Raw genomic sequence first — 14530 nt, forward strand, 5'->3', positions numbered from 1 at the left:
ACGGTCATCGCCGTGCCGGCGGGATTGCTCAGCGTGGCGGTGTAGACGATTTGACCGCCCTCGGCGACATCGCCAGTCGCACTCAGCACCAGGTTAGTGGTGGCCTGAGTAGCGGGACTGTCGGTGACCGTCGTAGTTGGAGTACCGGCGGTGTCGAGCTGTTCGTAATTGCCGCCTTCAACCTTGGTGATGCTGTTAGTCAGCGGTGCATTGGTGTTGTAGACGTTGTTCGGTGCGGTGAAGTTGACTGAGCCGGACGATTCGCCAACGCCGATGGTGATGGTTTGGCCGTTAGCCAGGGTTACGACCAGCGGCGAACCGGTGACCGGAGCGCTAACCGACGCGGTGTAGGTGACCACGCCACCTTCGACTACTGAAGCATTGGCGGTCAGGGTCACCGTGCTGGTATCGAGGGTGTCGCTGACATTGGTCACGGCCTCAGCCGGATTGACCGCAAGATTTTCGAAGTCACCACCGGTGGTGCCAGTAACGCTGACTTTGACCTGTCCGGCGTCTTTGTAGACGTCATCCGCCGGGGCTGGAACAGAGACCGTGCCGGAGGTCTGGCCTGCAGCGATATTGATGGTCGCGCCATTGCTCAGCGTGACGGTCATTGCCGTACCCGCTGGGTTGCTCAAGGTCGCGGTGTAAACGATCTGACCGCCTTCAGCGACATCGCCAGTCGCGCTTAGCACCAGGTTGGTGGTCGCCTGGGTAGCCGGGCTATCGGTGACTGTGGTGGTCGGGGTGCCAGCGGTGTCGAGCTGTTCGTAATTGCCGCCGTCGACCTTGGTGATGCTGTTGGTCAGCGGTGCATTGGTGTTGTAAACGTTATTGGGCGCAACGAAGTCGACCGTACCGGACGATTCACCGACACCGATGGTGATGATTTGGCCGTTAGCCAATGTCACGACCAGCGGCGAACCGGTGACCGGAGCGCTAACCGACGCCGTGTAGGTGACCACGCCACCTTCGATTACCGAAGCATTCGCCGTCAGGGTCACGGTCGACGTATCGAGCGTGTCGCTGACATTGGTCACGGCTTCAGCCGGATTGACCGCAAGATTTTCAAAGTCACCACCGGTGGTGCCGGTAACGCTGACTTTGACCTGACCGGCGTCTTTGTAAACGTCATCCGCCGGGGCTGGAACAGAGACCGTGCCAGTGGTCTGGCCTGCCGCGATATTGATGGTCGCGCCGTTGCTCAGCGTCACGGTCATTGCCGTGCCCGCTGGGTTGCTCAAGGTCGCAGTGTAGACGATCTGACCGCCTTCAGCGACATCGCCAGTGGCGCTCAGCACCAGGTTGGTGGTTGCCTGAGTAGCCGGACTGTCGGTAACCGTGGTGTTTGGAGTACCTGCGGTATCCAGCTTCTCGTAATTACCGCCGTCGACCTTGGTAATGCTGTTGGTCAGCGGGGTGTTGGTGTTGTAGACGTTATTCGGCGCAACAAAGTTGACCGAACCGGAGGATTCGCCGACACCGATGGTGATGGTTTGGCCGTTAGCCAGGGTGACCACCAGTGGGCTGCCGGTAACCGGCGCCGACACCGAGGCGGTATACACGACGGTGCCGCCCTCGACCACGCTTGGAGTGGCGGTCAGGGTCACCGTGCTGGTATCGAGCGTGTCGCTGACGTTGGTTACGGCCTCAGCCGGGTTGACTGCGAGGTTCTCGAAGTCACCACCGGTGGTGCCAGTAACGCTGACTTTGACCTGACCGGCGTCTTTGTAGACGTCATCCGCCGGGGCTGGAACAGAGACCGTGCCAGTGGTTTGGCCAGCCGCGATATTGATGGTCGCGCCATTGCTCAGGGTGACGGTCATCGCCGTGCCGGCTGGGTTGCTCAAGGTCGCGGTGTAAACGATCTGACCGCCTTCAGCGACATCGCCGGTAGCGCTCAGCACCAAGTTGGTAGTCGCCTGCGTAGCCGGGCTATCGGTGACTGTGGTGGTCGGGGTGCCCGCGGTGTCGAGCTGTTCGTAATTCCCGCCTTCAACCTTGGTAATGCTGTTGGTCAGCGGGGTGTTGGTGTTGTAGACGTTATTCGGCGCAACAAAGTTGACCGAACCGGACGACTCGCCAACGCCGATGGTGATGGTTTGGCCGTTGGCCAGGGTCACCACGAGTGGGCTGCCGGTGACTGGGGCCGACACGGACGCGGTGTACACCACAGTACCGCCCTCGACCACGCTTGGAGTGGCGGTCAACGTGACGGTCGACGCGTCGAGCGTATCGCTGACGTTGGTCACGGCCTCAGCCGGATTGACTGCGAGGTTCTCGAAGTCGCCACCGGTAGTGCCAGTGATGGTGGCTTTGACCTGGCCGGCGTCTTTGTAGACGTCATCGGCCGGTGCTGCGACGGTCACTTGGCCAGTGGTCTGGCCACCCGCGATATTGATGGTCGCGCCGTTGCTCAGCGTCACGGTCATCGCCGTGCCGGCTGGGTTGCTCAGCGTGGCGGTGTAAACGATCTGGCCGCCTTCAGCGACATCGCCAGTGGCGCTCAGCACCAGGTTGGTGGTCGCCTGGGTAGCGGAGCTGTCGGTGACTGTGGTGGTTGGAGTACCGGTAGTATCCAGCTTCTCGTAATTACCGCCGTCGACCTTGGTGATGCTGTTGGTCAGCGGTGCATTGGTGTTGTAGACGTTGTTCGGTGCAGTGAAGTTGACCGAACCGGACGACTCGCCAACACCGATGGTGATGGTTTGGCCGTTAGCCAGGGTGACCACCAGTGGGCTGCCGGTAACCGGCGCCGACACCGAGGCGGTATACACGACGGTTTCGCCCTCGACCACGCTTGGAGTGGCGGTCAGGGTCACCGTGCTGGTATCGAGCGTGTCGCTGACGTTGGTTACGGCCTCAGCCGGGTTGACTGCGAGGTTCTCGAAGTCACCACCGGTGGTGCCAGTAACGCTGACTTTGACCTGTCCGGCGTCTTTGTAGACGTCATCCGCCGGGGCTGGAACAGAGACAGTGCCGGTGGTTTGGCCAGCCGCGATATTGATGGTCGCGCCATTGCTCAGGGTGACGGTCATCGCCGTGCCGGCTGGGTTGCTCAAGGTCGCGGTGTAAACGATCTGACCGCCTTCAGCGACATCGCCGGTGGCGCTCAGCACCAGGCTGGTAGTCGCCTGGGTAGCAGGACTGTCGGTAACAGTCGTGGTTGGAGTACCTGCGGTATCCAGCTTCTCGTAATTACCGCCGTCGACCTTGGTAATGCTGTTGGTCAGCGCGGTGTTGGTGTTGTAGACGTTATTCGGCGCAACAAAGTTGACCGAACCGGACGACTCGCCGACACCGATGGTGATGGTTTGGCCGTTGGCCAGGGTCACGACCAGCGGGCTGCCGGTGACCGGCGCCGACACCGAGGCGGTGTACACGACGGTGCCGCCCTCGACCACGCTTGGAGTGGCGGTCAGGGTCACCGTGCTGGTATCGAGCGTATCGCTGACATTGGTCACGGCCTCAGCTGGATTGACTGCGAGGTTCTCGAAGTCACCACCGGTGGTACCAGTGACGGTGGCTTTGACCTGGCCCGCGTCTTTGTAGACGTCATCGGCCGGAGCTGCGACGGTCACTTGGCCAGAGGTCTGGCCTGCCGCGATGTTGATGGTCGCGCCATTGCTCAGGGTCACGGTCATCGCCGTGCCCGCCGGGTTGCTCAGCGTGGCGGTGTAAACGATCTGACCGCCTTCGGCGACATCGCCAGTGGCGCTCAGCACCAGGCTGGTAGTCGCCTGAGTAGCGGGGCTGTCGGTAACAGTCGTGGTTGGAGTACCTGCGGTATCCAGCTTCTCGTAATTACCGCCCTCGACCTTGGTAATACTGTTGGTCAGCGGTGCATTGGTGTTGTAGACGTTGTTCGGCGCAACAAAGTTGACCGAACCGGACGACTCGCCGACACCGATGGTGATGCTCTGACCATTGGCCAGGGTCACGACCAGCGGCGAACCAGTAACAGGCGCCGACACCGAGGCGGTGTACACCACGGTGCCGCCCTCGACCACGCTTGGGGTTGCAGTCAGGGTGACCGTCGACGTGTCAATGCTGTCGCTGATAGTGGTTACAGCGCCCTGGGGATTGATCGACAACTGCTCAAAATTGCCACCGGTGGCGCCGGTGATGGTGGCGGTGACTGTCGAGCCATTGTTGTAAACATCATTGGCCGGCGTCTGGAAGTCCACGCTGCCCGTGGTATTGCCCGCGCCAACGGTAATGGTCTGGCCGTTCGACAGCGTCACGGTCACCGGGGTCTGGGCGGGGTTGCTCAGGGTTACGGTGTAAGTGATCACGCCACCTTCGGTGACGCTTGGCGAAGCGGTAAGGGTCGCAGTCGTGTTGTCTACTGTATCGGTAACCTGAGTCACCGCAGGCGTCTGCGGCAAGGTCACGGTGATGCCAGTACCGCCACTGGTTCCCGTCACGGTGGCGGAGATCTGGCCGCCATCGACGTATGGGGTATCGTTAGCCGGGATCGTCACGTTCACGGTGCCGCTGGTCTGGCCCGCCTGAATGACGATCACTGCCCCATTGGACAGTGTTACGGTCAGGTTGGAAGTAGGTGCCTGGCCGACCGTCGCGGTATAAACGATAACGCCACCCGCTTCGGAGATCGAAGGGGTGGCGGTGAGGGTCAGGCCAGTGGCGACCGCTGCCGGAGTATCGGCGGTGGTGTCGTTGGCATCGGTATCCAGCGCGCCGACCTCCTCGTCATCAAGGTCGGCGGCGAAGCTCAGAGGGTCAGTCGGGAAACCGATGGTCGGGTCCACCGAGCCTGCTGTTTCTTCCAACAGCACAAAACTGTGCCCTCCGCCAACCGAACCGCCACCTGCCGCTGCAGGCCCTGCTGCCGGCGCTTCCAGTTCGGTGGTAGGGTCCACGCCCGCAGCGATCGCTTGTTGCAGCTCTTCCACCGACGGCGCGGCCTGCGCGGTGGCCTGACCCAAGTCGGTGCTGCTGTCGGGTGCATCAGCGCTCCACTGGGTATCACGCCCCAGATCGAGCAAGCGACCATCGGCCAGTTCGAGGGTGACGGCACCACCCGGGCCGGTGAGCACTTCTTCACCGGCCAACAGGCGATCACCTTCAATGAGTACACGCCGGATGCCTTCTGGGGATACTGCGATGACTTGGCCAACAATACTTTTTACGATGGCTACAACGCTGCTCATTGGACTCTCCGGGTTACCCGATGTGATCTGGTTCCATGCTCCGAGCAGCGTTTACGTGCCACTGCAGACGCAAGTGTGTCGATAACTGTTTCCGGCATGCTTGACGTCAAAATATCGTCTATAACTGCCGGCTATTAACTTTATGCCAAAGTATTGACCTTCTGGTCGTCATCCTAAACAATTGGCAATGTAATGTCACATTGATATTTGAACGGTTGCTATCCCTTCCTTTAGTACTAATACCAGTGCCCCGTCGGAAGTTGCTCATCGGTCAAATCAGGTTGTCATTTTCCAGACCTGAACCGCTTCGACCGTGATTCAGGACAACAGCGCCCTCGGGGATCAGTAAAAATGCGTGCGTCACTGTTTACCGCTCTTCCATTCGCCTTTGCCGCCACTTTCGTACAAGCACAAACCTTGCCCGAAGCCATGCAGAAAGCCCTCGAGGTTCATCCGGAGATCCAGGCGGGTGTCAACGCCCGGGTGGCAGCCGATTACCAGTTGCGTGCAGCCCAGGGCGGCTATTTGCCGCGGGTAGACGTGACCGCTGGTTACGGACGTGAGGGGACTGACAGCCCAAGTACCGGCAACCGTTGGGAAACCCTCAATCGCGGTGAGTCAGCAATCCGTCTTCGCCAAATGGTTTTTGACGGTTTTGCCACTTCCAGTGAAGTAGGCCGTCAACAAGCCACCGTTAATGCACGCGCCTACTCGCTGATGGACACCTCGGAGCGCACCGCGCTCGACGTGGCCCAAGTTTATCTGGACGTGCTGTCGCGCCGCGAGATGGTCCGCCTTGCTGAGGAAAACCTGCGCAACCACGAACGCATCCTAGACCAGATCAAGCTGCGTACCAGCCGTGGTGTTGGCCGTCTGGCAGACCTTGATCAGGCCGAAGCCCGTTTGGCTCAAGCGCGCAACAACTTGATCACCGAGCAGACCAACCTTGCCGATGCCAACACCAACTTCCTCAGCGTGGTAGGCCAGATGCCGGATGAGCTGAGCGCCCCGGCGCCTTTCATCGACCTGCTGCCGGCGACTCTGGAAGAAGCGCGCACGCAGATGGTAGAAAGCAGCCCAGTGCTGCGCTCGGCAGAATCTGACATCGCCGCGGCAGAAAAACAGTACGACGCAGCGAAGTCGAGCTTCTATCCGCGCTTCGATGCAGAACTCGGACGAACGGCCGATAACAACATCGATGGCACTGTCGGCCATAACAATGAGTGGCAGGCCATGCTGCGCATGAACTTCAACCTGTACGCCGGCGGCAGCAACAAGGCTGACCTGGAGTCCAAGTCATACTTGGCCAACCAGGCGCTGGATATTCGCAATAACGCCCTGCGCCAGCTCAACGAAGAACTGGGCCTGGCATGGAATGCGCAAGAGAACGCCAACGCCCAGCTGCCAATCGCCCAGCAATACGTCGATCACAGCAACCGCGTACGCAGCGCTTACCAGCAGCAGTTCAGCCTTGGCGAACGCACGCTGCTCGACTTGCTCGACAGTGAAAATGAAACCTTCACTGCTCAGCGCCGTCTGGTTGAGGTGAAGAACATACAATTGTTTACTCAATACCGAATCAAGGCGACCATTGGCCAACTGCTCAAGAGCCAGGGTGTCGTAGCACCGATGGCCACCGTTGTGCAGAATGACGTGAAACCGCGAGTGAACCTGCCAGGCATGAACTGAGCCGCACTCGCATCATCTACCCGCAAGGATGAAGAGAGCGCCGCGTGGAATCCGAAGTCAGTCGAGTGAACCTCAGCCACGATCCACGCAGTCAGCACGATGATCCGTTGCTGGATAGTCTGCTGACCCTGTGTGTTCTGCATCAGAAGCCTGCAAGCAGGGCCATGCTGACTACCGGCCTGCCCTTGCCGGCCCAGCGCCTGAGCCCCGATCTGCTGCCTCGCGCCGCTGCCCGTGCCGGGCTGCAAGGGCGGTTACTTCAGCGCAAGCTGGAGCAGATCCCGAGCATCGCCATGCCAGCCATGTTGCTGCTCAAAGAGGGCCGCAGCGCTGTGCTGGTGGGCTGGGAAAACGAAGACACCGCCCGCTTGCTGCTCAGTGAAAGCGACGGCGGTGAGATGCTGGTGAGCCGCGAGGCGCTGCAGGGCGACTACAGCGGCAAAGTGTTCTTCGCCCAGCCGCAGCACAAGTTCGATGTGAACCACGGCAATCTCATCCCGCGCGCCCGCTCGTGGTTCCGCGACACGCTGATGCGCAGCAAGTGGCTGTACATCGACGCCATCGCTGCCAGCCTGGTGATCAACCTGATTGCGCTGGCTGCGCCTTTGTTCGTGATGAATGTGTACGACCGCGTGGTTCCCAACCAGGCCACGTCGACGCTATGGGTGCTGGCGGTGGGCATCGGCTTTGCCTACATATTCGATCTGATTCTCAAAGGCTTGCGCGGCCTCTGTCTGGATCTTGCAGGCAAGAAGACCGATCTGATCATTTCAGCGACGCTGTTCGAGCGGATCGTCGGCATGTCGATGAAGTATCGCCCTGCGCGAGTCGGCAGCTTTGCTCAGAACATCCATGAATTCCAAGGTCTGCGCGACTTCCTCGCTTCGCTCACACTGACCACCCTGATCGATCTGCCGTTCACCCTACTGATCCTGCTTGTCATCGCCATCATCGGCGGGCATCTGGTATGGATCCCGATCCTGGCCTTCCCGCTTGCATTGGGCATCGGCTATGCACTGCAGAAGCCGCTGATGGCGACCATGGAGCGCACCATGGCGCTGGCATCGGAGCGCCAGTCCAGCCTGATCGAAACGCTGGCCGGCCTGGACGCAGTCAAGGTCAACAACGCCGAGAGCGAACGCCAGTACATGTGGGAGCAGACACTTGGCACCCTCAGCCGCCTCGAACTGCGCGTCAAGGTGCTGTCGAGCCTGGCCATGAACATCACCTTGCTCATCCAGCAGCTGGCGGGCGTGGCGATGATCTGCGTTGGGGTTTACCTGATCATCGACGGCAACCTGAGCATGGGCGGCCTGGTCGCCTGCTACATGCTCAGCGGGCGCGCCCTCGGCCCGCTGAGCTCGCTCAACGGTTTGCTGGCCCGCTACCAGCAGGCCAAGGTGACCATGGTGGCCACCGACCAGATGATGGAGCTACCGCAGGAGCGCAATTTCGAAGAGCGTCCGCTGAGCCGTCAGGTGCTGCAGGGCGCGGTCGAATTCCGGGGGGTAGATTTCACCTACCCCAATCAGCAGAACATGGCGCTCAAAGGTATCAACCTGAACATCCGCCCGGGGGAGAAGGTCGGCATCATCGGGCGCAGCGGCTCGGGCAAAAGCTCGCTGGCAAAGCTGATCGTCGGCCTGTACGAGGCAGACAATGGCTCCTTGCTGGTCGACGGCGTGGATATCCGCCAGATCGACGTCAGTGAGTTGCGCCATAACGTCGGCTATGTCCCGCAAGACATTCAATTGCTGGCAGGCACCTTGCGCGACAATCTTGTCAGCGGTGCCCGCTACATTGAAGACGAACTGATCCTGCAAGCTGCCGAGCTGGCCGGCGTGCATGAATTCGCTCGCCTGCACCCCGACGGCTACGAACTGCAGGTTGGCGAACGCGGCCAGAACCTTTCCGGTGGGCAGCGGCAGAACGTCGCCCTGGCCCGGGCGCTGCTGCTCAACCCGCAGATCCTGCTGTTGGACGAGCCCACCAGTGCCATGGACAACACCGGTGAAGAACGCCTCAAGCAGCGCCTGGCTGCCGTCATCGAAGGCAAGACCGTTTTGCTGGTCACCCACCGGGCGTCCTTGCTGTCGCTGGTGGACCGGTTGATCGTCATCGACCGAGGACAGATTGTTGCGGATGGCCCGAAAGCCGCCGTCATGGATGCGCTGAAAAAGGGGCAGATCAGTGTTGCATAAGCTGGATATAGGGCGTTTCAAGGACAGCCTGCGCCGTTACTTCAAAGGCTCGGAATCCCTTGCCGGGCAACCGCTGCCCGAGGTCAACAAAGCGCTGATCGAAGACGCACCGCGCATCGTGCGCCTGACCATCTGGGGCATCATCGCCTTCTTCCTGGTCATGATCGTCTGGGCCAGCGTGGCTCCCATCGATGAAGTTACCCGCGGTGAAGGCAAGGCCATTCCATCCTCCAAAGTGCAGAAAATTCAGAACCTGGAAGGGGGCATCGTCGCGCAGATCTATGCCAAGGAGGGGCAGATCGTCGAAGTCGGTGAGCCATTGCTGCGGCTGGACGAAACACGCTTCGCGTCCAACGTTGGTGAAACCGAAGCCGATCGTCTGGCGATGGCCCTGCGGGTGCAGCGCCTGAGCGCAGAAGTGGACGACAAGCCGCTGCAAATCGATGAAGAGCTGCGCAAGGCCGCACCGAACCAGGCCGCCAGCGAGCAGTCGCTGTATCAGAGCCGGCGTCAGCAGCTGCATGATGAGATCAGCGGCCTGGAACAGCAACTGGTGCAGAAACAGCAGGAACTGCGCGAGTTCACCTCCAAGCGGGCACAGTACGCCAACAGCCTGCAGTTGCTGCGCCAGGAAATTGCCATGTCCGAGCCCCTGGTAGCCCAAGGCGCTATCTCCCAGGTGGAAGTGCTACGTTTGCGCCGCGCAGAAGTTGAAAACCGCGGGCAGATGGACTCCACCGCACTGGCGATTCCGCGCGCCGAAGCGGCTATCAAGGAAGTGCAGAGCAAGATTGAAGAAACCCGCGGCAAGTTTCGCAGCGAGGCGCTGACCCAGCTCAACGAGGCACGTACCGAGTTGAACAAGGCCACCGCCACGGGCAAGGCGCTGGATGACCGGGTCAACCGCACAATGGTCACCTCACCGGTACGCGGCATCGTCAAGCAGCTGCTGGTGAACACTGTCGGTGGCGTGATCCAGCCGGGCAGCGATATCGTCGAGATCGTGCCGCTGGATGACAGCCTCGTAGTCGAGGCGAAGATCCTGCCCAAGGACATCGCATTCTTGCACCCTGGCCAAGAAGCGACGGTCAAGTTCACAGCCTACGACTACACCATATACGGCGGTTTGAAGGCCACGCTGGAGCAGATCGGTGCCGACACCATCACCGATGAAGACAAGAAGACCACGTACTATCTGATCAAGCTGCGCACGGAAAAAAGCCACTTGGGCACCGACGAGAAACCTTTGCTGATCATCCCGGGAATGGTAGCGACGGTGGATATCATGACCGGCAAGAAGACCATCATGAGCTACCTGCTAAAACCGATCATGAAGGCCCGCTCTGAAGCCCTGCGCGAACGCTGACTGTCACACGTGCAGCACCTGAGGGGGTGCTGCACGTGCTCGCTCTGGCGCAGTCAGCGCCACGGGGCGGGCTCACCCACCAACTGCCCCTGAATACCTTGAACCTCCATTTCCAGTAGTACCTGTCGCTCTCCTTCGGTCTCGACCCGTTCAGCAATCAGCGGCAGATCGATACTGTGCGCTGCCCGCTGAATGGCTTCGATGAACAAACGCTTGTGTTGCTCGTGGTCGATATTGCGGATGTAGCTTCCGTCGATCTTCAGGTACGCCAGGCCCAAGTGCGCCAGGTTGCCGATCATGCTGAAGCGGCCACCAAAACGCTGCAGCGCCAGCCCGAAACCAAGCCCGTGCAAGCGTCGAGTCAACTGCTCGAGCACGGCTTGCGCAGGCAATTGCTCCTCACCGATTTCCAGGACCAGGCGCGACCCCAGTGCAGTGTATTGCCCGAGCAGATCGTATACCCGCTGCAGAGCGTTGGGGTCGGCCAAGGTCGCAGCCGACAGGTTGAGCGCAAGCACCTGATCGTGGCTACGCAGGTGCGCCAGCACTTTTTCAAGCACCAGAACATCCAGCCGCGGCATCCAGCCAAAGCGCTCCAGCCACGGCAGAAAGCGGCCGGCCGGGACTGCCTCGCCGTCATCATCGTGCAGCCGTGAAATGACTTTGTAGTGCAGTACGCAGTGCACGTCCTTGCAATCCACAACCGGTTGGAAGAACAGTTCGAACTGGCCTTTGACGAAGGCTTGCTCAAGCCGCGTGTGCCAGTCGTGATGGCTATCGCCAGCAATAGCCGCGGCACCTTGCTCAAGGCAAACCCAGCCGGGTGTCGGCTGGTTTTCAGCCCGGGCCAGGGCCTCATCGGCAAGTTTCAACAGCGCTTGCGGCGCATCGCCCGGGCTGAATGGGGCAAGGCCGATACAAGCTACCGGGTCGACATCGGTGGCGCCGGTCTCGTGCAGGCTCTGTAGCGTAGCCTCCAGGGCCTGGGCAAGCTGTACTGCCTCTTCGTGCACCATGCCTGGGGCAAGCACAGCGAACTCACCGCCACGGCTGCGGGAAATCAGGTCGTTGGTCTCCGGGAACTTGGCACAGGTACGCTGCAGCTGTACGCCGACCGCCTGCAACAGCTGGTCGGTTCGTTGGCCCCCCAAGCGGGCGTTGAGGCCTGTGAGGTCCTGAACACGCAACAACAGCAGGTAACCGGCCCTCGCCTCTTCAAGGTTGCTGACTCGGGTATTGAGCTGCATTTCAAAGTACCGGCGGTTGGAAAGCCCGGTCAGGCTGTCCTGATACGACTCGGTACGTAGCCGCTCGCTGCGCTCAGCCTGCTCGTTGAACAAGGCCTTGAGCTTCTCGACCATCTGGTTCATGGCTTGCACCACACGACGCAACTCGGGCGTGCGCGGCAGCTCAGGCAGGCTGAGGAACTCGCGGCGGGCGATGGCGTGGGACTGCTCGACCATGTAGTCCAGCGGCCGCAATTGGCGACGTAACAGCAAGGCTCCGAGTACTGCGCTCGCTGCGCCGCAGAGCAGCAGCCAGCCCAGGCTGCCCAAAGCGCTCTGCCAGAGTTTGGAGATGGCGAACATCGGGTGGCTGATGACTTCGACACGCGCAGCTTGTTGCCAACCTCGGCTGACGATGGCATCACCGCCGGCGGCTTCGAGGCCGATCAAGTGGATGAACCACGCAGGAACACCACCAGGGTCCGGCTCGGCGTGACGCTCCACCAGCACCGCATTTGAGCCTAGGTCGACGACCTTGATGCTCGAATAATAGCCACTGTCAAAGATCGAGCTGACCATCAGCTCTACCATCGCCGGGTCATCGATGTTCGGCGTCAACGAAAGCGCCAGCGCCGTGGCAGCATCCTGGGCATGTGAGCGCAGCTGGTTGACGTACTGGCTGCGTGAACTCTCCAGGCTGACCATGAAGCTGCCGCTGAACGCGACCACCAGGAACAGGCAAATGGCCAACAGCAATTGTTTGAACAGTGACATCTGTGCTCCTTCAGTAAACCGGTTCGGCCGGGAACCCTTCGGCCTGCATTTTCTTTAGCAAGTCCTGCCAGCGGGACAAACGCTTGGTGTCACCGACTTTCTTGTTACCCGCAGCCCCGGTCAACCAGAGGCCTTCACCATTGAAGGCGTAGACCGGCAAGAGGTCAGTACGCTGGCTGGCCGGCTTGATCGCGTCCATCAGGCTATCGAGTACCAGCGGCTGGGCTTGTGGGCTTGAATAATAGGTCAGCACCATGTGCGCGCGATTCTGGCGCAAGGCCTTGACGTAGGTGATGCGCAGCTTTTCACTTGGAATGCCCATGCGTCGCAGGCTGAAATATTTGGCGATAGCATAGTCTTCACAATCGCCAGCGCCCTTGATCAAGGCCTGAATGGGCGTGGCCCAATAGTCGACTTCATGCCATAGGTCGATGTCTTCGACATAGCGCAACTGCTGGTTGAAAAACTGGTTAGCTGCCTGCAAGCGTTGTAGCTCGGAGCCTTGGTTTTGAGTGGCCATCATCCTCTGCCAGGCATCGATGCGACCTTTGCCAGCGCCCAGTGGGCCATACAGGGTCTGCGACTTGCGACTGATCTCGGAAAAATCCCAATCCGCACGCAAACCGCCCAGCAGCAAGCTGCCCAGCAAAACGGCAAGGCCGATACGTCGCGCGGCGGTTTTGATTACCGAGGGTATCGCCACTGCGAAGACCTGCTCAGACCAGTCGAAAGCAGCGATGGTGCGGCCTGTCAGCATAAAAAACAATGGCATCCTGCAATCATCCCTCCGGTGGTCGGGTACCCAAGACTTTCCAGTTAATGCTTTGTATATGTCGCTTCCTTTGCCAGGCGTCTTCCTCCACCATATCTCAAGGCCTTGTTTTCGCTCGCCCCACCGAGGGCGCTGGTTTGACAAGGGGCCTTGGCTGTTACTAGTGTCATTGGATCCAACTTTAGGCGTCGAGGCAGACTTCGCGTGGCCGAGAAAATCAAACTCAGCAATGTGCTGGCGAGCGAACAGCTACCGGCAAACCTGGCTCGTGGCGTGATCGAAGAACGCTTACGCAGTGCCATACTCGATGGCCGCCTGCCGCCCGGTACCGCCGTGCGCCAACAAGAACTGGCTACCTTGTATGGCGTCAGCCGCATGCCTGTGCGTGAGGCGCTGCGCCAGCTGGAAGCGCAATCATTGCTCAAGGTGGAGATGCACAAGGGCGCGGTTGTGGCACCCTTGATTGGCGAAGATGCGGTCGACAGTTATGCATTGCGGGTTCTGCTTGAGTCCGAGGCGCTGCGCCAATCCATTCCCCTGCTAGATGCCGATGATATCGCCCGCGCACGTGGTTACATCCGGCAATTGGAAAGCGAGACTCGCCACGCCGAGATCGGCCGCCTTAACCGGCTATTCCACATGGCCTTGTACTGCAAGGCTCAGAACCAGAAACTCCTACAGCTGATCGAGAACGAGCTCAACGAGGAGGAGCGCTTCTTGCGTTTTCATCTGTCGTCGATGGGCCTGGGCAAGCTGACCCAGGACGATCACAACACGCTGGCGGATGCCGCCAGCGACAAGCTGGTCGATGAGGCCGTGAGGGTGTTGGAGCAGCATCTGAACAATGGCGCGCGGGTTATCAGGAATTACCTGGACAAGCAGGCAACTGAGTAAGCGGGCTTGCACTTGACGGTTGCCAACACGCTGTAGCGACTACCGCAGCAGGCTGGTTATCTGGCTGCCCAGCGGTTGCAGGCACAACGCATGGCGAAGCTACGCGCATACCCGGAAAAGACAAAGCCCCTGTCTGCAGCGCAGACAGGGGCTTTGGATTTGAATCTTGACGATGACCTACTCTCACATGGGGAAACCCCACACTACCATCGGCGATGCATCGTTTCACTGCTGAGTTCGGGATGGGATCAGGTGGTTCCAATGCTCTATGGTCGTCAAGAAATTCTGTGTGCCGGTCCGTCCTGTGGACGTACCCGCGAATCTCTATGGTTCCTACTTAAAGACAAAACCCCTACCTGCTCGCGCAGATAGGGGTTTTGCGAAATGAATCTTGACGATGACCTACTCTCACATGGGGAAACCCCACACTACCA

At 60.1% G+C, this 14530-nt stretch carries 7 protein-coding genes and 1 rRNA gene; 4 read left to right on the plus strand and 4 right to left on the minus strand.

The features are described from left to right. Positions 1 to 5174: retention module-containing protein (locus tag ACIPZC_RS25635; RefSeq protein WP_400630309.1), on the minus strand; the 5174-nt coding region annotated here is incomplete at its 3' end. 351 nt (positions 5175 to 5525) lie between these two features. On the opposite strand from ACIPZC_RS25635, the gene ACIPZC_RS25640 reads away from it, so the two are divergent. The 3 genes from ACIPZC_RS25640 to ACIPZC_RS25650 are packed head-to-tail and all read left to right on the plus strand — an operon-like array spanning position 5526 to position 10430. Next, entirely contained in the window at positions 5526 to 6863 is a 1338-nt protein-coding gene (locus ACIPZC_RS25640; protein WP_400630311.1) for a TolC family outer membrane protein, read from the plus strand. A 44-nt stretch (positions 6864 to 6907) separates the two neighbouring features. Then, complete coding sequence (locus ACIPZC_RS25645) at positions 6908 to 9064, plus strand: type I secretion system permease/ATPase (RefSeq protein ID WP_241807202.1); 2157 nt, start codon at positions 6908 to 6910, stop codon at positions 9062 to 9064. Further along, a complete protein-coding gene (locus ACIPZC_RS25650; RefSeq protein WP_400630313.1) occupies positions 9054 to 10430 on the plus strand; it encodes an HlyD family type I secretion periplasmic adaptor subunit in 1377 nt (458 codons plus the stop codon). The genes ACIPZC_RS25645 and ACIPZC_RS25650 overlap by 11 nt, the downstream gene beginning before the upstream one ends. Positions 10431 to 10483: 53 nt before the next feature. Here ACIPZC_RS25650 and lapD read toward each other — a convergent pair whose 3' ends face one another. Further along, entirely contained in the window at positions 10484 to 12430 is a 1947-nt protein-coding gene (lapD, locus tag ACIPZC_RS25655) for a cyclic di-GMP receptor LapD (protein ID WP_400630315.1), read from the minus strand. A 10-nt stretch (positions 12431 to 12440) separates the two neighbouring features. After that, positions 12441 to 13202 (minus strand): cysteine protease LapG, encoded by a 762-nt coding sequence (gene lapG, locus ACIPZC_RS25660; protein WP_267824136.1) that lies wholly within the window; start codon positions 13200 to 13202, stop codon positions 12441 to 12443. A gap of 204 nt (positions 13203 to 13406) precedes the next feature. Between lapG and ACIPZC_RS25665 the strand changes: the two genes are divergently transcribed. After that, a complete protein-coding gene (locus ACIPZC_RS25665; RefSeq protein ID WP_400630317.1) occupies positions 13407 to 14096 on the plus strand; it encodes a GntR family transcriptional regulator in 690 nt (229 codons plus the stop codon). A gap of 164 nt (positions 14097 to 14260) precedes the next feature. On the opposite strand, the gene rrf is transcribed toward ACIPZC_RS25665, so the two are convergent. Further along, positions 14261 to 14376, minus strand: a 5S ribosomal RNA gene (gene rrf / locus ACIPZC_RS25670). Positions 14377 to 14530 lie beyond the last annotated feature (154 nt).

It is taken from the genome of Pseudomonas sp. NPDC089743, from assembly GCF_044748785.1.
GTDB lineage: Bacteria > Pseudomonadota > Gammaproteobacteria > Pseudomonadales > Pseudomonadaceae > Aquipseudomonas > Aquipseudomonas putida_X.

Coding starts and splice junctions, on each gene's coding strand:
- ACIPZC_RS25640 (WP_400630311.1), top strand. CDS start 5,526: ATGCGTGCGTCACTGTTTACCGCTCTTCCATTCGCCTTTGCCGCCACT.
- lapD (WP_400630315.1), bottom strand. CDS start 12,430: ATGTCACTGTTCAAACAATTGCTGTTGGCCATTTGCCTGTTCCTGGTG.
- lapG (WP_267824136.1), bottom strand. CDS start 13,202: ATGCCATTGTTTTTTATGCTGACAGGCCGCACCATCGCTGCTTTCGAC.